This window comes from Clostridium neonatale, assembly GCF_001458595.1.
Lineage (GTDB): Bacteria > Bacillota > Clostridia > Clostridiales > Clostridiaceae > Clostridium > Clostridium neonatale.
Genome location: NZ_LN890328.1, coordinates 282173 through 306367, shown reverse-complemented (window position 1 = coordinate 306367; position 24195 = coordinate 282173). Strand labels below are relative to the sequence as shown.

The following is a 24195-nucleotide window of genomic DNA, read 5'->3' as shown; positions in this document are numbered from 1 at the left end:
AAAATCAGTTGAAGTACTTAAATCCACTCCAACTGATTTAAAAAACTAACTATTATTAAATTTTTATCAATACCTGTCCTGTATATATACTAGTATGTGACTTCACTTAAAATATAATTTTCTGGGACCTCCGTTGACTTACCTCCCTCAATAGGCACTCCTTCAAATCCAAATGATACACTATTTTCTGCTTTAATATTAGCATTATGTGATTTACCTTTAATTACATAATGATCTCCTTTATGGCTTACTATTTCTGCATTCCATATAGATTCAATTGTATCTTTATAATCAAATTCAATAACCCAATTTTCTATTGGTGTATTACCGTTGTTATTAATTACAAGCTCACCATTAAATCCATTATCCCATTCAGAACTTTTAGAGAAATCAACTTTATATTGATCATCTTCTACTCTTTGTTCAGATGATACAATACTATGTTTTGTAATTTCAGGAGCTTTTTCTCCTTCATATGAAGCTATAAAACCAAATTCAACAGCTGCACCTGTGGTAATATCTTGTGGCCATCCAGAATTTTTTATTATATAACTATTTCCATCATGAGAAGCTATTGAAGCATTCCATATTTGAGTTATTTCTCCATCAAAATCAGCTTTCAATGCCCAATTGCTAATTGTTTTATCACTTGTATTAGTTAATTTTACAGTTGACTTAACGTAATTTTCCCATGCCTCATCTACTTTATAATTAAATGAAATTCCATTACCTTCACTTGGATTTGATGGTTCTTCTGGCTTTGATGACACTTCTTCATTATAAAGTGCTTCTACTTGTTGATCTGTTAATGCAGTATCATAGACAGATACATTATCAAATTTTGCAGAAGATATATCTGCATCTCCCCAAATGTTACCACTTCCAACTCTAACATCAGTCATATTTGAAAGAAAATCATCTGCAAAACATGCTGTTAAATTACCTTTAGCGCTTCCAACTTCATCTCCATCTACATATACAGCAATTCCTTCTGAATTTACTGTATATGTTACATATTGCCATGTATTTGCTTTTAATGGCTTACTAATTTCTGTTGCGTCAGCCCATGCTCCATTGGAATTAATTCTAGAGAATAAATTAGCACTAATTCTTGTGACAGGATATTTATCTTGTCCACCACCATTTCCTTCAAACAATGCACTATGCTCAAAGTAATTTGGATCTGTAGTATCTACATTTACCCACATTCCTATTGTATAACCTTTATTGATAATTCCACTAAATGTATCACTTGGTAAGGCTAAATAATTTTCTTTTATAGCGCCCTTTTCATTTGATATACTTAGTACCTTCCCTCTATTTTTATCATCTAAAATTGATGCTGAACCTACTAGAATTGCACTTCCATCTTTAATTCCACTATTTAAAACTTCATTTGATTCATTTAATGTATCAAAATCATATTTATATGTTGGCTCTAAATCAATCTTTTCTAATTTACCTTTAACAACAACATTAAATGTTTTATTATAAACTGATTCACCTTTAGATATTTTCGCTGTAAGTGTGATAATCTCGTCATTTGCAGTACGACTTATTACTCCTTCACTATCAAGCACACTAGGATTACTTGAATACCATGAAATTGTTGTATTATATGCGCCTACTGTAGGCAATGTTATATCTGATTTTGTACTGCTTGGAATTTTCGCCTCTAAATCATTTCCTGCATACTGTACTGCTTCACTATCTTTTAATTCAAGCTTACTTCCCCAAATGCATTCATTATTACTACCAAGAGCAGTAAATGTCATTACTTTAGACACATATTTAGACTCATCTTGTTGTTTAAAGAATACTCCTTTATAAGTCACTCCATCTATAGTAACATTCATGAAATATGAATCATCTTTCATGCTCCAAGTACCACTTACATCACCAGATACTGTATAATCTTCCTTTAGCTCTACATTTAATGTATCTATCATTGCAGAACTGTTAGAATTACCATGATTAATAAATTGGTAGTATCCAACAACTTCATCCTTTGAATAACCATCTTCAGAAATTTTATCACCACTATATTCATAAGGTGCTACTACTGGCCATCCCTCTTCATTTATAAACATTTGATGAACTCTAACTTGATGTTCTTCTGTACCATTATTAAATCTTGTATGATAAACTAGATACATTTGTCCATCTGAATCAATAAATGATGAATTGTGTCCAGCCGCTTTATATCCAACATCTAAACAATCAAATTTATAATTGCCAATAAGTTTAATTCCAGAATAAGCATTATCTACATTTCCAGGTAATACAGCATTATTTCCAGCCGCATCCAAATAAGGACCCTCTGGACTTTTTGATCTAAATAATCTTATGTTGTAACCACCATTTGCAGCTAATCCAGCATAAGATACATATAAATAGTAATACCCTGTTTCTTTATCATAAACAACTTTTGCACCTTCACCTGATTTTGTATATCCCCCAGATATTCTAGTTCCAAAATATCTATCAGTAATATTACCACTATCACTATTTTCATCTTTTCCTGGATATATTACTTTACCAGTGCTTTTATCAACTTTTAATATATACACGCCACCCGACCAAGAGCCATAAGTCATCCAGAGTGTACCTTCTGAATCATAAAATAATTCTGGATCTATGGCATTTGGAGAATAGCTTGTATTATAAGCCCCATTACTTGTAAACCATTTTGAATTTGATCCTGTTAATGTACCGTTATCAATAAGTTCTTTAATATTTGTATTCAAATAATTAGTATTTATTTTACTTCCAGTATCATAAGAATCTCCACTAGTGAAGCCCGAATACATAATTGTATCAACATAAGTATATGGACCTTCTATATTTTGAGATACAGCGTAACCTATAGCAGATCTCTTATAAGTAGATGATGTGCAATAATATATCATATATGCACCTTTTGTTCCGTTATCGTTTACATAGTCTGCATTCCAAAATACATTTGGTGCCCATACAGAAAATCCACCTTTACTATCTGAATCATTTTCACCAGCCCACGCAAAAGATCCCGCTAAATTTTTTGACAAATCCCCAAATAAAACATTATTGGGAGTGGTATAGTTATTAGTAAATTTAGTCCAATTTTGTAGATCTGTAGACTTTGCTGCTTCTATATGAGAACCGAATACATAATAAGTATCACCGTCTTTTACAATAGAAGGATCATGAACAGATGTACGCTCTTTAATTTTTACTTGTGCTTGATTTTCACTATTTGTGATTGCTTGTACATTTTGATTCATATCTTGTGCAAATACATTAGTTGGTCCAATTAAAGATGTAATTATAGATCCAGCCATTACACATGATGTCAGTTTTTTAAATCTTTTTTTAATCATTAAAACACCCTCACTTTTCCCTTATTTTTTAGCCTTGAGTTTAAATTAATTATTTTATAAAAGAGTAAAATATTTTAATCTTTTATAATTCAAATTATATTATTTTATGGAAATAATATCAATAATTATCTTCCGACTTAATATGACTTACTTATACATTCATAACCTTTATATCATGATATACTAAGTATTTTAGGGGGTATTATTTTGTACTTTTTGTCTAAATAATTCTAATGTAAATCATAATAGCTATAATATATTACATATTAATTTAGAATTAATTCTTGTATTAATTAGATTTATTTTAAACAAATCTATAATTTATTTATATATAATATAAAATCACACAAAAATATCCCATGTTCATATTACTGAACTATGGGATATTCGTTAATAAATATTGCGCTTGTTCACATACATTATTTACGTTTAATATTTTTTCTTTAAATACAAAATACATATTATTGCCTCTAATACAAAATAAAGAAGTATGAATAAAAATTCGTACTTCTTTATTCTTTGCTATTTATAATTATTTTTTAGTATATATTAAATCTTCAACATTTACTTCTTTTTCTTGTAATCCATTTGCAATTAAAAAGTCTTGTGTATCCTTAAGTGATTGTATATCAGCATCTGTTATGTCTAAATTAAAATCATACCAGCTATACATTTCTTTTGTTTCTTCAACTGTTAAGCCAACTTCATTTGCTACTTTTTCCATAGCTTCATCAAAGTTTTCATCTACATACTTTAAAGTTTCTTTTTCTACTTTTAAAAATCTATCTACTAGATCTGGGTGCTTATCTGCAAAGTCCTTGCTTACAGCAGTTACAATTATTCCATCAACTAAGCCTTCCCCATTTGCAACAACTTTGCTTCCTGAATTTATTGCCTTAAGTGCTGTAGGTCCAGCTATTAGAGCTGCATCTACACTGCCATCTGCAAGAGCTGCACTAGCTTCAGGAATCCCCATGTTTATATATTCAACATCATCAATTGTATGTCCTTCATTTTTTAAAGCAGCTATTAATACTTGATGAAGTACTGTTCCTTTAGGCCCTGCTACCTTTTTACCTACTAAATCTTTTGCTGAAGTTATTGAATCATCATTTGTTAAAATCATAAATCCTTTTGGTGATCTACTATATGTATTTAATATTTCTAACTCAACACCATTAGATGCTGCTATTAATGCTGAAGTTCCACCTAAAGCATGTAAGAAGTCTAATTCTCCTGCTGCTAAAGCTTGTGTCTGATCTGGTCCTGAAGTTATTTCATGAAAATTAACAGCTATATTATCTTTTGAAAATTCCTTTCCAAATAAATCATCCTGCTTTTGAATAATTGATGGTACATTAAGTGGTGATTTAACGTAAGTTAAATTTATTTCTGAAACTTGTTCTGCCTTATCTTCTGTTGTCTTCACGCTTCCACAACCTATCATTGTTCCTGTTAAAACCATCATAGCTGTCATACATGCTAATACTTTTTTAAAATTCATTATTGTTTTTCCCCCTTGAGTTTATATATTTAAATTACATATTAATATATAATTTATAATCTTCTTATAATGTATATTTAATAATCTTTTCTACCTTTTACTTATAACTTTCTGCATGGAATATATTATTAATCATCTTTACTTCATTGGCTTTAATCTTTAATATTAGATTTTAAGGTATGTAAAATTTCTTTTTTCAGTGAAACATAATAATTAGATGTCAAATCTCTATTATATGTATCATTTATTTTAAATTCTTTAAATTCTCTTTCTAAAGTAAAAACTATTATTTTATCTGCAATTTTTAAAGCTTCATCGATATCATGAGTTACAAAGATAACACCTTTATTTGTAGATTCATGTATTCTTATAACTTCATTTTGCATATCTTTTCTTGTAAAATAATCTAAAGCTGAAAAAGGTTCATCCATAAGCAGCATATCTGGATCAAATGAAAGAGCTCTTGCTATACTTACTCTTTGAGCCATTCCCCCTGATAATTCACCTGGATATGAATTTTTGAACTTTTCTAATTTCATCATAGAAAGATACTTATCTACATCTATTTCACTAACTGAATTATTTTTCTTAAATCTTAATTTACTTAGCAGCCTATATATTGCATTTTTATTATTTTTTTTAGATCTATTACTAACATTATGAAAAGTTATATTTTCACTTACATTAAGCCAATCCATAAGCCTGCTTTCTTGAAATACCATTCCTACCTTTGGTTTAAATTCTTTATTATCTTTAATGTAGCTTATTTCACCACTTGTTACATTTTCAAGACCTGCAATAATCCTAAGAAATGTTGTCTTTCCACATCCACTTTCTCCAAGTATTACTGTTATATCTTCTGTTGAGATATTTAATGAAATATTATTAAGAACCATATGCTGCTCATTATTGACTTCATAATTTTTGCAAACTTTTTTTATTATATATCCCGAATTACTCATAAGCTTCCACCGACTTTCCCTTGTTGACCTTCTTTACAAGTATAGAAAATATGTAATCACACAATATTCCGAGTATACCTATTACGATTATTCCAACTATAACTACATCCGTTCTAGACATTTCTTTTCCATCTGAAATTAAATATCCAAGTCCTGAAGATGCAGCTACAAGCTCGGCACCAATAATAGCCCTAAAACTATAGCCTAATGCTAATTTTAGTCCAACAGCTATATCAAGGACTGCACTTGGAATTATTATTTTAAGTATTATTTGCAACCTAGATAATTCAAAAGCTTTACCAACTTCAATTAATTTCGAATCACAATTTCTTATTCCTTTTAATGTACTTGTAAATATAGGAAAGAAAGATGCAAGAATTATAATTATTATCTTTGATTTTTCTCCAATTCCAAACCACAATATAAGCATTGGTATAAGTGCTAATGGTGGTGTATTTCTAAAGAAATTAAATAACGGCTTAAAATATTCATAAATGCTGTTAACCATTCCAAAGAATATCCCAAGTGGAATTCCGATTATTGCACTTATGAAAAACCCAATAAAAACTCTTTTCATACTTGCATAAATATTGATAAATATTGATCCATCTTTTAGCATCTTTAAAAATGTTTCAAATACTTTTTGTGGTGGAGGTAATATATAAGCATTCCATACCTTCATCTCACATACAATATACCAAGCTATAAGTATTATTAAAAAGATTAAAAATCCTTTTAAATTTCCTAAAATATTAAATTTAGATTTTTCACTTTTCATTTATAGACCATCTCCATTATTGCATCCATTTTTACAATAAAGCATTTCTACAATATCATATCTTTTTTCATTGCATTCTTTTAAGCTGCTTATTCCAGTAAGTATTTCTTCTTCACTTGATAATTCAAGAACATTTTCAAAAGTATCCTTAAAATATCCTAATGGTATAGGAGACTCGTCCACGCTACCTAATGATTCCATACCTTCGTTTTCAATAAACTCTTTCCATGTAAAAAATTTAATTCCAACTTTATCATTCATTGCTTGCCTTGAAAAATCCCTAAGCTGCGTACATGGACAGGTTATTATTAATGTATCCTCTTCATTTTTTATGTACTTTTCATATAATACTCTAGATGTTCTTACTAATATTGGCTCAATCATTGGAATCTCAAAGCCATAAGTTAAATTATTTCTTTTTAAAAAATTTATACTTTCAGGGCATCTACAGTCTAAAATAGTTCCGTTTATTTCTTCTGAATATTTTTTATACTGTTCTTTTACATACTCAAGTTGTGACTCACAATTTACTATTATATATCCTTTTTTAGTTAAATTGTACTTTATTAAATTCAACTCATCATCATACATCTTTTCAGCTACAGGATTTATCCAAATATATTTCGACATGTTGCCTCCATTTAAAATATTGATAATCATTTTCATTTAGTATAATACAATCTTTACTTACTTATGTCAATATAAAAACACTAGTATAAAGTAATATATGATTTTAGAGAAAAACAAATAAATTCAATATATGAGTATACTTATGTATTGCATTAAAATTTTAACCTTTTAAATTATTAGACAAAGGCCGTTCCAAAATTGCTTGTCAAAAACTTGTTTTTGGAGCAAACTATTTTGGCTACAGCCACTGTCATTAGAATTTTCAGCTTAAAATTTTTTTACAATAGAGCATATCATATATTGAATTTCTCTTGTTATCCCTAGCCACTGATATTGCACCATTTATTTATTCCATGTGCACCAGATTTTTTTACCTTCTTTACTAATATATTATTTTTTGTAATCTGTAAAATATAATTTTTTCAAATCATCTGCAATATCTTCTGCACTATCTGATATTTGTCTTATTCCATATCCTAAATTTAAAGGAGAAGTCACGAATCTTGGGAATACTTTGCATATGATTCTTTTATCCATATGATAAAAGAATAAATTGAAGCTATCACATTTAACAAAATAATCATTTAACACATAAGTTACAACTTTCTTTACGATGCATGAAAATTCTTCAATTGCATCTAAGGTGTCGCTCATAATTATATTAAATTCTGAAAAACCATTAAATGGCTTTGTAGATAAATTTATGCTGCACCCTTCACTTTCATATATTGATATTCCTTCAAAATTATCTTCTCTTAGACTTTCTTTATAATCTATATTGTCTATTCCTACAATCTGCATATGGGGATGCTTTAAACTTCCTCCAGATCTTGGTCCATGATTTTTATAGAAAATTACTGATTTATATTTATTACTTTTTTCTATTTCAAGCCAGTGCTTAATTGAAAATCTAATTAATTCTATCATATATTCATCACTATACTTGCTCATATTTGTGTCACATTCATATGATTCAATTATAACAAGCTGGCATGTGTCCTTTATAGTTGGATATTTATTCTTTAAAATAATAAATGGACCTTCGGTATCAATTATATTTTCAAGACTTTTTCTATCACAAAATGGACATTCAGTATCTTTATTGACAAAGTTATTAGGTTTGCCATCATTAATGTCATTTAAAAATGTCAGGTATCTGTCTTGCTCCACCTATTACCACCTTTTCTTTCTTACGTATTTCATCTTATAAAAATCATTATATCATTTTAAATCATGATTTTTCAAAAGTTTATTTTTTTATAAGAACATATGCACATTTTGAAGGTACTGTTATATTGTTTCCTGTAATTGCATGTATTTCATCAACACCTGCTTTTTCTTTATTAACAAGCACACTCCATCTGCATTCTTGTAAATCTATAAAAGCTTCTTCATCATTGGCATTAAATATTACAACAATATCATTACATAAGTTTTTTCCTGTATTGTCTTCAATTTTATACGCAACTATATTATCTTTATAAAAATTCTCTCCCTTAACAAAAAACTTTAAGTTTTCCTTTATTTCACATCTGCTATTCATCCTAAAAGCCCTATATTTCTTTCTTAATTTTATAAGGCCTTTATAGTAATCTACTATATCTTTATACTCTATTGTTCTTTGCCACTCTAAATTATTTATTTTATCTGGAGCATTATAACTGTCATGATTAAATGTTCCATCATCATTTTTCTTGCTTCTTAAAAATTCTTCTCCTGCCTGGAAAAAAGGTATTCCTTGAGATGTTAGTATTATTGCAGCTGCAAGCTTATTCATGCTAATTCTCTGCTTTATGGATGAATCGCTATTAGCCATAGCAAGCTTATCCCATAGTGTATAGTTATCATGTGCAGATATATAATTAATACATTGATATGGCTCATTTGCCCATGACCAATGTGAATATATTATTTTATCATAATTTATTCCACTTTGACCGGTCGAACCAACTATACAAAATTTAATAGTTTCTTCGAGTCCACTTCTTCCATTTACAAAACCTCTTTCATTTACATTAAATACATGACCTTTAACACCGTCTCTTGTATCATCACTGAAAGCTGCAATCTGCATCCTTTCAAATTTAGTTATATTTTGCTTACTTGATTGAATATGTCCATCTAATGATGTTCCTCCGCCAGTCCAGCCTTCTCCGTATATAATTATTGATGGATCTATTAAATTTAATTCATTACGTATTGCTTTCATTGTGTCTATATCATGCAATCCCATTAAATCAAACCTAAATCCATCTATATGATATTCCTTAGCCCAATATATAACAGAATCAACTATAAGTTTTCTTACCATAAAACGTTCTGAAGCTAATTCGTTGCCACATCCTGAACCATTAGAGAAATTTCTATTTTGGTCACATCTATAATAATATCCTGGAACTGCTAAATTAAGGTTTGAATCATAAGATTTATACGTATGATTATAAACCATGTCCATTATTACTCTTATACCTGCCTTATGAAGTGCAAGAACCATTTCTTTGAATTCTTTTATTCTTTGACTTCCGCTATATGGGTTTGTGGAATATGATCCTTCTGGTACAAAATAATTTTGAGGATCATAACCCCAATTATACTGTGGTTTATCTAATCTTTCTTCATCTACAGTTGCATAATCAAAGCATGGCATCAAATGAACATGTGTAATTCCCAAATCTTTAAGATAGCTTATACCTGTCTTTGAAAATTCGCATGGAATACTGCTGCCTTCTTGCGTAAAAGCAGTATATTTTCCTTTTTTATCTTCATCTATTCCAGACATTTCATTTATAGAAAAATCTCTTATATGAAGTTCATAAATTATTGAGCCTGATGCACTGCTAAGCTCTGGTCTTATATCATATTCAAAACCTTTTGGGTCTGTCTCTTTAAGATCAAGAACCATTCCTCGTCTCCCATTAACACCGACAGCTTTAGCATACGGATCTGTTACCTCTCTCTCATTTCCACTATTAGTAATTAAATAATTATAAAAAACTTTATTTAGGTCTCTTTTTACTTCTATACTCCAAGTACCATTCTCTCCTCTATTCATTTCAATTATCTCTTGAGGCGGATCGTTATATTCCTTTTCATTACTTGTAAATAAAACCAAACGTACATTATTAGCATTAGGAGCCCATACTACAAATTTTGTCTTATCTTTAGAATAATCTACACCTAAACTTCCATTATAGTTATTATAATCATTATCTAATAAATTCATTTTTTAATTACCCTTTCAAAACCTTACTTGCTTTTACTTATTATTTTTGCCGAAAATGCAGGTACTTTAAGGCTTACCCTTCCACCTTCTATTATTTCTTTAGATGAATCTAGCAAATCCATANTTTAGAATAATCTACACCTAAACTTCCATTATAGTTATTATAATCATTATCTAATAAATTCATTTTTTAATTACCCTTTCAAAACCTTACTTGCTTTTACTTATTATTTTTGCCGAAAATGCAGGTACTTTAAGGCTTACCCTTCCACCTTCTATTATTTCTTTAGATGAATCTAGCAAATCCATACCTTCTTCAAAGGACATATGAAAATCTAAAATGCTTTCATTATCACTTAAGTTTACTAAAACATATACCTTATCGTCTTCAATTGCTCTTGAATAAACTAATTGTTCATTTTTTATTACAACATTTTCGAAATCACCATATTTTAACGCTTTACTTTTGCTTCTTATTTCTCCAAGCCTAGCAATAGTATCACATAATTCGCTATTTTCTTTTTCAAATGCGTCAATATCATATAGTGGTCTTAAAGAAACATCACTGCCATTTTCCTTTACGCCTTTAATTCCATATTCACTTCCATAATATATACTTGGTACACCTGGCATTGTATATAAAATGGTATATACATTATTCAAGTACTTTTCTGTTTTAAGAGTACTTGCTATTCTGTTTACATCATGATTATCCACAAAATTATATAAACATAAATCTTTGTATAATCCACCATTCCCAAATAATCTATTTAAAGAGTATGATATTTCAAAATAATTCTTATCATTATGGCTTGAGTAAATTCCCTTATAACATTCATAATTTGTTACAGAATGAAGACATTCGTCATTTGCCCATCTTCTGTAATCTCCATGAATTATTTCTCCCATAAGCCAAAAATCCTTTTTCTTAGATTCAGTAAATCTTCTAAGTTTTTTGAAGAATTCCAGTTCCACCTTATCTGCTGCATCAAGTCTTAATCCATCTATATCAAATTCATCTATCCAAAATCCAACTGCTTTAAGTAAATGATCTACAACTTCATCATTGCATAAATTCAACTTTACTAAATCATAACATCCATTCCAGCCCTCATAGCTAAAATCATCGCCATAGGCACTTTTATTATTAAAATTTAAATTTGTAAACCAATTAATATACTGAGATGAAGCTCCCTTTTCTTTAACATCATTAAATGCAAAGAAATCTCTGCCAACATGGTTAAACACTCCATCTAGTACGATCTTTATATTATTTTCATGTAATTTTCTACATAAATCTTTAAAATTCTTATTAGTTCCAAGTCTTTTATCTATCTGATAATAGTCCTTAGTGTCATATCCATGATAAGTAGACTCAAATACTGGTGAAAAATAAATTGCATTTACATTTATTTCTTTTAAATGAGGTATGCAATCTTCTATCATCATTAATCTATTCTTTTGTTCATAATCCTTATCGGCATCTAAAACTCCACAAAATCCAAGTGGATATATTTGATAAAATATACTTTCTTTAATCCATGAATTCATAACTTCTCCCCCTTATCGCCAACTATATTATAACATTTCATTTAATTTTTTCCTAATTATGATATCGTTTCGATTATAAATTATTAATTTTTTATAAATTCGTTTTAATTTTTAGCATTAATCTTAAGAGAAGATAATTATTAAAATATTTTATCTTACTAATACTTTATGCATTAAATATATTTATTGACTATTATTTAAGCGGTAAATTATTATATTTTTCATTCTTACCCTTACGCATATTTTTTAATCATATTCATCTCTTAGTATCTTTAAATTTACCCTTTAGTATCTTCAAAATATTAATAGAAAAATAATATTTTCGAAAACACTTTTTAAGAAATTTTGTGGTATAATTCTTTTGACATAATACATAATTGACTGTAAAGGAGATAATATCAATGAAATTCAAAAAATTAATAGCTACTATTTTGCTAAGCTGTACATTACTTATTAATAATCTTTCTTTTGCTTACGCTGATAGTGCTAATGTTGTAACTTTAGGTGCTAACCTTACAAATGAGCAAAAAGAAAAAATGCTTACATACTTTGGTGTTAATAAAGACCAAGTTGTTATACTTGAAGTAAATAATGATGATGAAAGAAAATACTTAGAAGGAATAGCTACTGAATCCCAAATTGGAACTAAAACATACTCTTGTGCATATGTTGAGCCTACAAAGTCAGGAAGTGGAATAAAAGTAAAAACTGCAAATTTAACTTGGGTTACAAGTTCAATGATAGCAAGTACCTTAGCTACATCTGGAATGGATTCTTGTAACGTTGTTGTGGCTTCATTATTTCCTGTATCAGGAACTGGTGGACTTACTGGTGTAATGAAAGCTTTTGAAGATGCAACTGGAAATAAGCTTGATGAAGAAAAGAAAGAACTTGCTTCTAAAGAATTAATAACTACTGGTGACTTAGCTGAAGAAATCGGACAAGACAAAGCAACAGGCGTTATGAATGATATTAAAGCTGATATCATTAAAAATGATACTAAAGACGTAAATCAAATTGCAGAAACAATAAATAATGTAACTAATAATTACAATATAACTTTATCAAGCGAACAGCAGGATCAAATTAAAGATCTAATGAAAAAAATTGCTGATCAAGATTACGATTATGATACTATGAAAAACACTTTGGACAATGTTTCTGATAATGTAAGTGCAAATTTAAAAGCAATGGGTGAAAAAATTAAGACCTCTGGGTTCTTTGAATCAATAGGTAACTGGTTTAAAGATCTATTCTCAGGAAGTAACGATGGTGATTTAGGGATTCTTCAAAGTACAAATGACAGCATACTAGGTGATACTGCTCAAATTGATGCTACTGAATCAGATGCAATTCAAACTGAAACTCCAAAAGAAGAAGGTTTCCTTGGAAAAATATCTAATTGGTTTAAAAACTTATTTGCTGGAGATAAATCAGAAGGTAATAGTTCACAACAAAATTCAGATAAAGAAACAATAATTCCTGACGATGCAGAAACTGAAACTCATTTTGAAGATAAAAATTCAAATGAAAACAATTCTGATGTAAATACAGATAATTCTTCTGAAGATGTTAATACTTCAAAAAACAATGATTCAGAAAATAATACTGAAGACACTAATTCAACAAATAACAATTAAACTAATAAATAATTAAAAGAATATTTGGATGTTAACTTCATATTTAAAATAGTTTATTTTTAATTTCTGTAATTAAAAATTGAGAAAAAGATATCTTAAAATCATTATTATCATTTTAAGATATCTTCTTTTTTTAATATTTTTTTATTTTTATTAATAAATTTTTTTATTAAATCACATACTATGATTGAAATTTAATGTTAGGAAGGTGTAACTAATGAAAAAGCAAACTATTAAATGTATAGCAGCCTCTTTGGCAATCATGGGATGTATATCTTCAATCCCTCAAAGAGTTTTAGCATCTATTGACGATATATCTGTTGCCAATGTGTCTTCTACTGTAAATCATAAGAATAAAGACAAAGATGGTTGCGGTTGTAAAGAAGATAAAAAAGAAGAAAAGAAAGACGGATGTAAAAAAGAAGAAGTAAAAGAAAAGAAGGATGACTGTAAAAAGGAAGAAAAACGTGAAAGTATTTTTAGTGAAGAAAACAAGAAATATCTTTCTAAAGATCAATGCACAAAATTAGAAGAAGTAAAAAAATGCAGAGAAAAAGGTGACAAACTTACAAAGGAGCAAGAAGATTTCCTTAGAAACGTTGTTGACTGTATCATAAAGGGAAAGCTTGGAGACAAGAACTATAAAGAATATCAGGATTTAATGAAAAAGAAAGACAGCGGTGCAAAACTTAGCGATGCAGAAAATAAAAGATTAAAAGAAATAATCGATATGATCAATACTGCTAAAACATCTGCAACTGCTAAAAACTTTTTAAAAGACTTTTTAAGATAATAGAAATGAAACCAATTTAAAAGAGACTTACTTCAAATATCATTTAAATGTACTTGAAGTAGTCTCTTTAATTCTATTGTTTTAAGAATCTTAGATTATACATATTATAACTTTAATATTATGCCAACTATAGCAGCTGCACCTATATAAACAACAGGATGCTTTTTATATTTCATTATGGCATAAAAAATAATTACGAAAACAATCAATGCTCTTATATTAATTAAATCCATTATATTTCTGCTTAATTTATATAAATCAATATTAATAAGTGCAATTTTTACAACTTCATATCCTGCAACAGCAATAAGTCCTACGCTTGCTGGTCTTAATCCATTAAATACTGATTGAACGATAGTATTACTTTTAAATTTCTCTAAAAACTTTGCAACAATCAAAATCACTATTATTGATGGTGTTATAAGGCCAAGTGTTGCTATAAATCCTCCTATAAAGCCTCCTGTTTCAAACCCTGCATACGTAGCTATATTAACTCCCATAGGTCCTGGCGTTGACTCTGAAACTGCAACCATATCTGCAAGCATCGCTTGATCAAACCAATTATATTTATATGTCAAATCAATTAAAAACGGTAATGTTGCAAGGCCTCCACCTACTGAAAATAAGCCTATCTTAAAATATTCAAAGAATAATATTAAATATATCATGCCTTGTTGCCTCCTATGTTCTTAGTTAAAAATCCAATTATTCCTGCACCAATTACTATATAAATTGGTGATAAACCAAATACTGCACCAAGAATAAAAGCAGCTATTGCTATGAATATACCTATTGAATTTTTAACTGAGCTTTTCCATAATTTTATAATTGAACTTATGATAAGTGCAACAACAGCTATTCTTATTCCGCCAAAAGCATGCTTTACTACTGCGAATTCTGCAAAATTCTTTAAAAAAGCTGCAATTATCATTATTATAACAAGTGAAGGAAAAACAACTCCAAATGTTGCAAACAACGCTCCGATTACACCCTTTGTTTTATATCCAATAAATGTAGCTGTATTAACTGCTATTACTCCTGGAGTACATTGCCCAACTGCATAATAATCAACGACCTCATCTTCTGTTGCCCATCTTTTATTTTCAACAATTTCCTTTTGTATCATAGGAAGCATTGCATATCCGCCTCCAAAAGTCAGTCCTCCAATTCTACAAAAAGTAAAAAATAAATCAAATAATTCTTTCATCCAAGGTATCCCTCTTTCTTTTGTTTATATTATTCTCTATATAAATATATATTTTTAAACATAATTAAATACCAAAGCCACTATTATTTTTTCACAATAACTTATAAGTAATACATCCTATATAAAATTCAAAATTGTTTTAATTACCCATTTAAACAATTTTGAATAGTGAATGTACAAAAACATATCATACCTTCTATGAAAGCTACAATTAATTATTAGATTTTGGTTTATATTTTATCTTTTATTACTTATAAGGTTTAATTTTACAATTTATTTCAGTATTCTTCTTTTATTGCTGTATATAAAACTATGTCTATTACTAAGATATAAAATTATAGGCTACAGTGAATTAAGTTAAAAATCTCTATTCACTGTAGCCTATATACACTATGTTTAATGTATAATTTTAGTATCAATCTATAGTAAAATTTATATATAAAATATAAGTTTAGATGAAACAAAGAAATAAAGCTCTCATGTTCTGCGGAGACTTGCATTCAAAAAATGAACTTTAGAATTATTACATCAATGATTGTTCCAAAATTGTTTGTCAAATTTTATATTGGAGCAAACAGTTTTGTGCACAATCATTGATGTTTTAATTCTTAGTTCATTTTTTGTAGCAAGCGAGCAGAATTTGAGAGCTTTATTTCGGTTATTTCTCACTAACTTCTTATTTTGCGTCCTTTATTTTACTTTACTGTATTCATCTTCCTTGAACCCAACAATTACCTTATCTTCTGTAACCAAAAGAGGTCTTTTTATAAGCATTCCATTTGTAGCTAAAAGCTCACAAGCTTCTTCTTTTGACATATCTTTAACCTTGTCTTTTAAGTTCATTTCTTTATAAAGCTTTCCAGAAGTATTGAAAAATTTCTTAGGTTCAAGTCCACTTCTTTCCATATAATCTGATAATTCTTCTTTACTTGGTGTGCATTCAACTATATTTACTCTTTCAACTTCTACATTATTTTCATTTAAATATTTATATGCTCTTTTACATGTAGTACATTTAGGATATTCTATAAATAACATATTATCACTCCTTAATTTTATAAATCATAATAATTATTAATTACCATCAATTATTAATTTAATTTTACCATATCTGATGATTTTGGTAAAGATTTAATAAATAAGATAATACATTTCCATTTAAATTTTCCTATAATCGACCATATCATCTATTGAATTTATGTTATTTTTACTAACATCAGTATATTATTTACCTATATTATACTGTTATAAAAATTAAGTATTTTTTCAAAAACAGGAAATGCTATTTCATCCTTTTCATTAAAAGACTCATGCCTTGAGCCTTTAATTCTTATAAGCTCACAATTTTTAGCATACTTTGCAAATGTATTTTGAGCTTCTGGCATCACATAAGTATCATTCTCTGGCTGAAGCAGCATAACTGGGATCTCTACTTTTGAAGCATTTTTTTCTTTTATTATATTTTTTGTTGCCTTAGAAGCTTCTACATACCAATTTGCTGATGATCCACCGCTTTGAAATGCTTCATCTTCTATCATTTTATTATAGGAATAATCATATCTTGCCTTACATGTAGTTGCTTTTCCCGGAAACTTATAATTACTGTTATATGCCTTTTGTCCTGGAAGATAATCTCCTCCTTTATTAATAAGTTTCATTAATCTTGAAACAATATCTGCCACTATCTTTGGATACTTTCCTGTATTTATTTCATGCATCGGAGCACTTAAAATAGCTGCCTTAAAACGTGTTGAATACTTTTCCAAATATGCTGTTCCTATTCCACCACCCATTGAATGTGCAAATAATAATAACTTTTTATCTCTGCTATCTGGATTTACCACTTGTTCTATAAACTTATTAAAATCTTCTACGTAATAATCAAACTTTTCTACATTTATTTGTGACTTGTCACTTCCAAGTCTGCTTGATCTGCTATGTCCCCTATGTTCCATTATAAATACAGAATAATTTTCTCTTAAGAAATAATATATAAGCTCATGATATCTTTCAATAAATTCTCCAAATCCATGACATATAACTATACTTGCCTTTGAATTCTTCTTAATAAAAGTTTCATAATAAAATTTCAAGCCATTACTTCCAGTTAAATAACCACCTTTTCTTAATGAATCTAAATATGGTTCAACTTTAGTTTTCATTTCTTCCTGAAAACTCTTTTCTGAAATATAGTTATTAGTAAATTTATTAAAATCTAAATTACTTACTTTCATTTATTATCTCTCTCCCATAAATATAATTTTTTCTCTTTGGTTATATTGTATTTTAAATCTCACTATATATTATAATTCTTTATAATATTTAACGCTATCTTAATATCCATTTTATATTGCTTTCACAGTACCACCATATATTGTATAATTTCAAACATAATAAAAAAGTATGCATAGCCAGAGTAACACTATACATACTACTTTAATTACATATTAAATTTCACTGATATTTCTTTTACTTTCTTTAAAACAATATACATAAGTATAGTGTTTATGGGAATCATTACAAGATTCTTAATTAATCTCGGACCAAATAATACTAAAAATGCATTTTTATAAAGAATTGATAACCAGTATGTGTTTAATATAATGTCCACTATTAATATTATTAATGTAGTTGTAACTAAACATCTTTTTAATGTTATTTCTTTCTTATAAAGCATTGCCCCATATATTAATCCAGAAACTATAGCTGATATAGTGAATCCCGGAAAAAATGCTCCCTTAGGATAAAGTATATAATTGATTATATCTGATAATCCTCCACACATACCTCCAACTACAGGGCCAAACAACATACCAATAGTTGCACTCGCTAAGAATTCAAAGCTTATATGAAGCGTTGGTAGTAATTGAATTGTGAATAAATCCAAAAGTAAATGTACTGTTATTAAAAGTGAAGCTAACACTAAGTTTCTTACACTTTTTAATTCTTTTGATGAAGAAATCATCACTTCTACAACATTTTTCATAACAAAAAATCCCCCTTTCATTTAATCCTGCTAAAAATAAGCAAGGTCATTTCAGCTAAACTTAAAAAGTTAGTTGTTTTAAGAAAAGTTTATAACTTAATTACTGCTGAAATAAAAGAGAGACCTCTTTTAAATACAGCGGAATGCAATATTTGTACCGCAAACTGCTAGAGTTTTTCGTTTAAGAGACAACTTCCCGTCCTCTTAACACTTGACGCACAAATACCTACTCTGTACATATTTTTTTAACTTTTCAAGGTATAGTATATACCTTTTTTTATTTTTTGTATATATTATTAACATATATTTCTATATGCTTTTATCAATCAAGGTCTTCTGATTTAAAGTTGCTATAAAATCTTCCACTTTCTGCTGTAAACTTCAAAACGCAATAATCTGGATCAATAGCACCTTTTGAATAATACATTGTGTCACCTTCTTGCCAAATCATTTCTTTGGAATTATTATCTTGAAGGACTTCCATAGTTCCTTTAAGCATTACCCCTCTAAAGAACCTTTTATCGCAAAAATAAATACATGCTTTAGTATTATTAATATATTGTTTAACACGCATTGATGATGTATTGGTAGTAAAATAGAAAACATGAAGCATTACCTTTTCCAAGCTGCCATAATATAATCGGCTTCCACTTTCCGCGTATCAAATCATGTGTTAATTCTAATGGACAAGTATATTCTTCTCTTAATTTCATATTTTATCTCCCATTTACAGTGAACGTTCTGTTAAGTTATATGAACATTGCTCTTCTCAACACTAGAAAATATAATAAGTTTGACTAGAACCAATTATCCCCCTAGAAAAGGAGAGAAGAACAATGAACAAAACTAAAGTAAAATGTCCTCGCTGTCACTCTGACCAACTATATAAGTTTGGTTTGGATAAGCAGGCTAACCAAAAATATCAATGTAAGAACTGCAAACGCCAATTCGCTCCTGACTCTGTCAGCATGCCGAAGAAATCAAAATACCCCACGTGTCCTAAATGTGGTAAATCTACATTCTTACATCATTCTTATAAGCACTATAATCGATATAAATGTGGCAATAAAAAATGTAATCATGTAATTGTACATCATCATAATTTAAATATTGATGATGCATCTAGTGAAAAGCTAACCGGCTCCCTTTCTATGAAAGGAATGCGCTTTCCGTTACATATTATTCTTACAGCATTGACATTATATTTCTTAAATAATACATCAACACGAGCTATTGCACATTTCCTACATACAACAGCAAATATAAAAGTATCCCATGTAACCATAGCGAGTTGGGCTCATAAATTTGCACCATTCTTCAATCTGAAAGCTGATTCCTTTAAAGATCAGTTAAATCTTCAATCTGACGATTGGCACGCTGATGAAACTGTTGTATTTATAAATGGCGAAAAGTATTATCTATGGCTTGCTATAGACTCAGAAACACGCTTCATATTAGCATTTCATCTTACGAAATCACGTAGTGAAGATTCTGCTTTTACTCTAATTAATCAAGCTAAAAAGTTTGGTGAACCTAGTAATTTCATTACTGATAGATTGCCTTCATATAATCAAGCTGTAGCTAAAGTTTTGCCAAATACTAAGCATATTCCTGTAGCACCAATGTCCAGTGATACAAGTAATAATCTTATAGAATCTTTCAATAAAACTTTTAAAGCTTGGTATAAAGCTAAAAAAGGCTTTAATTCATTCGAGAAAGCTAATAACTTAATATCTGTATTTATCTTTCACTATAACTTTATAAGACCTCATGGATCATTAAACAATCATACTCCAGCTGAAGTTGCCGGCTTCGCTAGCGATAGCAAATCTAAACATTCTTGGTTTGTTGCTGCTTAATTTAGTTAATCAATATCTTTGATTAACCTGCAAAAATCCTATTTATTGCAAGCTTGTTTGCCATGCAATAAATTAATCAAACTTATATAATTTTCAAAGAGCGAGTAATTCTACGAAATGTTAAGCTATTTTTTCATAACAACCTAACAGAATCACAGTGAACGCACTTTTATACTAAATCAATATTTTTCTGCATATGTCATTTTTAATAAAAGACATAAATTCTAAAATTCTTAAGTTCTTAGATTCTTAACTTCTTAAGTTCTCAAACTCTTAAATTCTTAAATTCTAAAGTTCTTTAATTCTTAAATCAATCTAAAATAGCACTAATATCTTCTTTATGAAATCCATACAAATCATCATCATAGGTAACAATTTTAGAACTATATATTAAAAGAATTAAAGAAAAAGCTGGTCTAGTCAATAATTCATTAAGCACTGAATTTCATCTTTATAGTAAAATATAAATGCTTATTAAACTGACTAGAATACCAGCTTTTTAAATATAATATCAATAATTATCTTACAATAAGTTCTTTTATAAACATATCCTTCTCTTTATTTAAATCCACAAATTCTCCATCAACTAATATTAATGGCTTTGATATATTTTCAGTGTTTATTTGAAGAATCTTTCCCTCTCTACCATTACTTAATATAACATCTTCACCCATGTAATAATTTGCTACATGTTCTAAAAATGTCTTAGCATATGAATAATCAAATTTATTTAAACTGTTCTTTTTAATTTCTTCTAATGTTTCAAATGGTCCCTTTTTTTCTACACCTTTTATATCTGAATTCATAACATCTAGTTCATCTGCAATTGCAATTATTTTAGCAAAAGGATGAATCTTTTCACCTTTTACTCCTAAATATCCTGAACCATCTTCTCTTTCATGATGCATTAATACTCCATAGCTAACGGATTTATCTAAATATGGTATTGCATCTACAGCCTTATATCCTATTTTTGTGTGATCTTTAATTTCTTTATATCTATTTTCTAATAGTATATCAGGCTTACTTTGAAATTTAGAATCTAATTTTATTATCCCAAAATCATGAAGTAGTGCTGTATATATAAGAAGGTTTATTTTAGGTGCATCAAAATCAAGCCATTTTCCAAGCAATGCACTTAAAGCTGCTACATTTACTCCATGTCTATATATACAATCTTCTCCACTACCTTTAAATAGAATATTACTTACAACGATCTCAGTAGATTTAATTTCTTTTTGAATTTTATCTGCAAATTCTCTTAAATCATTATTTATTCTGTAGTCCTTTGTTCTTTTCATTTTCTCAAACATGTTTTCAAGATCTGTACTTACTTCTTTAAATTTTTCTTCAACTCTTTTTAATTCCTCTTCTTTACTACTTCTTCTAAGCACTTCTTCTGGAACAGTAACTTGAATCTTGTCCAAGAAATATGCTCTGTTTAAAACGTTTATAAGATCCTCTGTAACTACAGAGTTCTTTTTTATAAGAAGACCTCCATTTTTAAAAACATCACTTGCAATAATCATTCCAATTTTTAATTCATCGACAGATAAAAATTCTTTTTCGCTCATAAATTCTCCACCCTCTATCAATTTAAAATTATTATAAGACTAATTCCTCTATATATAAATTCTTTTCTTTAGTTAATTCAATAAATTCATTCTTTTTTAATATTAATGGCTTCTCTAGGTTATTAACATTCATCTGTATTATTTTGCATCTTTCTCCACTATTAAGAATTGCTTCTTCTCCCAAATAATAATTGACTATATGCTCTATAAATACTTTAGAATATTCATAATTTAGCTTGCCTAAGCTTTCATTTTTTACAATTTGTAATGCTTCAAATGGCGGCTTCTTTTTCTTATATCCTCTATTTGAATTAATTGCATCAAAAACATCAGCAATTGCAATTATCTTTCCAAATTGGTGGATAGCTTCTCCTTTAAGACTTAATGGATAACCAGATCCATCTTCTCTCTCATGATGCATTACCACTCCGTATAAAACACTCTTATCTAAATAAGATACATCTTTTAACATTTTATACCCTAAAGTTGTATGTGTTTTTATTACTTCGAATTCACTTGTTGTTAAAGCGCCATTTTTTTTAAGTATTTCTTTATCGATTTTTGTTTTTCCAAAATCATGTAATATGGCAGAATATATAAGTCTGTTTATGTCTTTAGGTTCCATACCAATCCATTTGCCTATTAATGCACTTAAGGCTGCAACATTTACACCATGTCTATATATACTATCTTCACCACTACCTTGCAAGACAATATTTTTAATAATCATACTGCTTGGGCGCATCTCATTTTGTATTCTTTCAGAAAACTCTTTTAACTCATTTAAAGTTGAACCAGTTGGATTAGTAATTAACCTAAATGTCCTTTGAAGTCTTGTAGATATCTCTTTAAAATCTTCGTCAATTTTTTCATATTCTTTAATTTTTTTTCTTTCAATTTTATCTTCATTAGTTACCATATCATCATATACTTCAATTCTATCAAGAAATAAAGTTCTTTTTAGCTTTTGTATAGCTGAGTTCGTTATTGCAAAATCCTTTTTTAGTAGTATCTGTCTTCCTTGCTCAACATTTTTTGCTATTACCATTCCAGGTCTTAACTCATTAAAGTTAATTAGCTTAGTTTTCCTCTCCATACTCCCCACACCCATCATCCAATCTATACTCTTTATATTTTTCTTGCTAAATAATTAATGTATTCGTTTTTCATACCTTTACATTAATGTATACTTTATATATATTATTCTATATTTTTCACTTTTTGTCAAAAAAACTTTTCAATTTCTGTAAGCCGACTATTATGATACCTCCTATTACAAAAAACACTAAATTAAATGTTTTTAATGTCATAGGATCCTTTGGTATTTCTAAAGATGTAGGTCCCATAAATACAGCATATATAGAACCTATCATAAGTCCTAATATTAAATAAACTGTTTGAGATCTATACTTCTTTAAAAGAATCCTAACAAATTTTATTATTGAGAATATACCTGTAAGTACACCAAATCCAAAAATCAAAACAACCGGAAGATACTTTAAGTTAAAATGTAATACTTCTTTTACTGCATTAACAACTGGTGCATAAAGACCAAAAATAAGTAGTAATGTAGATCCAGATATTCCTGGAAGCACCATAGCTGATATTGCTATCATGGCACATATAAATATGTATATTGAAAGTCCTAAAGATAAATTATCAATTGAAACCCCTACTCCACCTTTAGCTGGATTAAAGTAAGTTATGCCTGCAACTATTACTATTCCGATTATTGTAAAACTTAAATTAAAATATCTATTCTTTAAAATTTCCTTTTCTTCATTTATTATTATTGGAATTGCAAATATAATGAATCCTATAAATAATGAACTAATATTATAGATATGGGTTGTAAAAACCTTCCCTAAAAATAACATTGCTAAAACAAATCCAACTATCCATCCTATCCCTATCTTAATAAGAAATTTTAATGCCTCAATTTTTTCAGCCTTTTTTCCTGTAATTAGATCATCTAAAGAACCTATAAATTTATCATAAAATCCCAAAATAAAAGCTATAGTTCCTCCCGACACTCCTGGTACACTATCGGCTAGCGCCATACAAAATCCTCTTATAAAGTTTATTAAATACATGTCTTTCTCCTTCTTAATTGATAATTTTTATATACC

At 28.5% G+C, this 24195-nt stretch carries 20 protein-coding genes, 2 pseudogenes and 1 riboswitch; of the genes and pseudogenes, 3 read left to right on the top strand and 19 right to left on the bottom strand.

Going from position 1 to position 24195, the window contains the following annotated elements; all coding sequences use genetic code 11:
* Positions 1-89: 89 nt before the first annotated feature.
* The 8 genes from BN2920_RS08480 to BN2920_RS08445 all read right to left on the bottom strand — a co-directional run bounded on the left by BN2920_RS08480 (position 90) and on the right by BN2920_RS08445 (position 12007).
* Positions 90-3359 (bottom strand): cellulose binding domain-containing protein, encoded by a 3270-nt coding sequence (locus tag BN2920_RS08480; protein WP_083498759.1) that lies wholly within the window; start codon positions 3357-3359, stop codon positions 90-92.
* A gap of 532 nt (positions 3360-3891) precedes the next feature.
* Positions 3892-4863: an NrtA/SsuA/CpmA family ABC transporter substrate-binding protein gene (locus BN2920_RS08475; protein WP_058294586.1), complete on the bottom strand. Its 972-nt coding sequence runs from the start codon at positions 4861-4863 to the stop codon at positions 3892-3894.
* A 152-nt stretch (positions 4864-5015) separates the two neighbouring features.
* Complete coding sequence (locus tag BN2920_RS08470) at positions 5016-5825, bottom strand: ABC transporter ATP-binding protein (protein ID WP_058294585.1); 810 nt, start codon at positions 5823-5825, stop codon at positions 5016-5018.
* On the bottom strand, positions 5818-6603 hold the full coding sequence (locus tag BN2920_RS08465; protein ID WP_058294584.1) for an ABC transporter permease: 786 nt from the start codon (positions 6601-6603) through the stop codon (positions 5818-5820). The genes BN2920_RS08470 and BN2920_RS08465 overlap by 8 nt, the downstream gene beginning before the upstream one ends.
* Positions 6604-7233: a hypothetical protein gene (locus BN2920_RS08460; protein ID WP_058294583.1), complete on the bottom strand. Its 630-nt coding sequence runs from the start codon at positions 7231-7233 to the stop codon at positions 6604-6606.
* A gap of 390 nt (positions 7234-7623) precedes the next feature.
* Positions 7624-8403, bottom strand: coding sequence for a DUF4931 domain-containing protein (locus BN2920_RS08455; RefSeq protein WP_058294582.1), 780 nt, complete (start codon positions 8401-8403; stop codon positions 7624-7626).
* A 79-nt stretch (positions 8404-8482) separates the two neighbouring features.
* Positions 8483-10456 (bottom strand): type I pullulanase, encoded by a 1974-nt coding sequence (gene pulA / locus BN2920_RS08450; RefSeq protein WP_058294581.1) that lies wholly within the window; start codon positions 10454-10456, stop codon positions 8483-8485.
* Positions 10457-10666: 210 nt separating this feature from the next.
* Positions 10667-12007, bottom strand: coding sequence for an alpha-amylase family glycosyl hydrolase (locus BN2920_RS08445; RefSeq protein WP_058294580.1), 1341 nt, complete (start codon positions 12005-12007; stop codon positions 10667-10669).
* A gap of 401 nt (positions 12008-12408) precedes the next feature.
* On the opposite strand from BN2920_RS08445, the gene BN2920_RS08440 reads away from it, so the two are divergent.
* On the top strand, positions 12409-13647 hold the full coding sequence (locus tag BN2920_RS08440; RefSeq protein WP_058294579.1) for a DUF1002 domain-containing protein: 1239 nt from the start codon (positions 12409-12411) through the stop codon (positions 13645-13647).
* Between the two features lie 217 nt (positions 13648-13864).
* A complete protein-coding gene (locus BN2920_RS21350; protein ID WP_058294578.1) occupies positions 13865-14440 on the top strand; it encodes a hypothetical protein in 576 nt (191 codons plus the stop codon).
* A 104-nt stretch (positions 14441-14544) separates the two neighbouring features.
* On the opposite strand, the gene BN2920_RS08430 is transcribed toward BN2920_RS21350, so the two are convergent.
* From BN2920_RS08430 to BN2920_RS22050, 7 genes and pseudogenes are all read right to left on the bottom strand, one after another.
* Positions 14545-15108, bottom strand: coding sequence for a chromate transporter (locus BN2920_RS08430; RefSeq protein WP_058294577.1), 564 nt, complete (start codon positions 15106-15108; stop codon positions 14545-14547).
* A complete protein-coding gene (locus BN2920_RS08425; RefSeq protein ID WP_058294576.1) occupies positions 15105-15647 on the bottom strand; it encodes a chromate transporter in 543 nt (180 codons plus the stop codon). The genes BN2920_RS08430 and BN2920_RS08425 overlap by 4 nt, the downstream gene beginning before the upstream one ends.
* 690 nt (positions 15648-16337) lie before the next feature.
* The gene (locus BN2920_RS08420; RefSeq protein ID WP_058294575.1) at positions 16338-16685 is read right to left on the bottom strand and encodes an arsenate reductase family protein; all 348 of its coding nucleotides are present in this window, start codon (positions 16683-16685) and stop codon (positions 16338-16340) included.
* A gap of 194 nt (positions 16686-16879) precedes the next feature.
* Positions 16880-17881, bottom strand: a complete 1002-nt coding sequence (locus tag BN2920_RS08415; protein ID WP_058294574.1) for an alpha/beta fold hydrolase — start codon at positions 17879-17881, stop codon at positions 16880-16882.
* 206 nt (positions 17882-18087) lie between these two features.
* Complete coding sequence (locus tag BN2920_RS08410) at positions 18088-18633, bottom strand: folate family ECF transporter S component (RefSeq protein ID WP_058294573.1); 546 nt, start codon at positions 18631-18633, stop codon at positions 18088-18090.
* A 134-nt stretch (positions 18634-18767) separates the two neighbouring features.
* Positions 18768-18869: riboswitch (THF riboswitch) on the bottom strand.
* 86 nt (positions 18870-18955) lie between these two features.
* Positions 18956-19243, bottom strand: a pseudogene (locus BN2920_RS08405) (pyridoxamine 5'-phosphate oxidase family protein); the annotation flags it as partial.
* Positions 19239-19346 (bottom strand): annotated as a pseudogene (locus tag BN2920_RS22050) (winged helix-turn-helix transcriptional regulator); the annotation flags it as partial. The pseudogenes BN2920_RS08405 and BN2920_RS22050, both read right to left, overlap by 5 nt.
* A gap of 123 nt (positions 19347-19469) precedes the next feature.
* On the opposite strand from BN2920_RS22050, the gene BN2920_RS08400 reads away from it, so the two are divergent.
* Positions 19470-20492 (top strand): IS6 family transposase, encoded by a 1023-nt coding sequence (locus BN2920_RS08400; RefSeq protein ID WP_058293044.1) that lies wholly within the window; start codon positions 19470-19472, stop codon positions 20490-20492.
* A gap of 310 nt (positions 20493-20802) precedes the next feature.
* Here the strand turns inward: BN2920_RS08400 and BN2920_RS22350 are convergent, their stop codons facing one another.
* The 4 genes from BN2920_RS22350 to BN2920_RS08385 all read right to left on the bottom strand — a co-directional run bounded on the left by BN2920_RS22350 (position 20803) and on the right by BN2920_RS08385 (position 24159).
* Entirely contained in the window at positions 20803-20931 is a 129-nt protein-coding gene (locus BN2920_RS22350; protein WP_268259102.1) for a hypothetical protein, read from the bottom strand.
* A 79-nt stretch (positions 20932-21010) separates the two neighbouring features.
* Positions 21011-22066: an HD-GYP domain-containing protein gene (locus tag BN2920_RS08395; protein WP_058294572.1), complete on the bottom strand. Its 1056-nt coding sequence runs from the start codon at positions 22064-22066 to the stop codon at positions 21011-21013.
* Positions 22067-22097: 31 nt separating this feature from the next.
* Positions 22098-23162 (bottom strand): HD-GYP domain-containing protein, encoded by a 1065-nt coding sequence (locus BN2920_RS08390; RefSeq protein WP_058296879.1) that lies wholly within the window; start codon positions 23160-23162, stop codon positions 22098-22100.
* 118 nt (positions 23163-23280) lie between these two features.
* Positions 23281-24159 (bottom strand): DUF368 domain-containing protein, encoded by an 879-nt coding sequence (locus tag BN2920_RS08385; protein WP_058294571.1) that lies wholly within the window; start codon positions 24157-24159, stop codon positions 23281-23283.
* Positions 24160-24195: the final 36 nt, after the last annotated feature.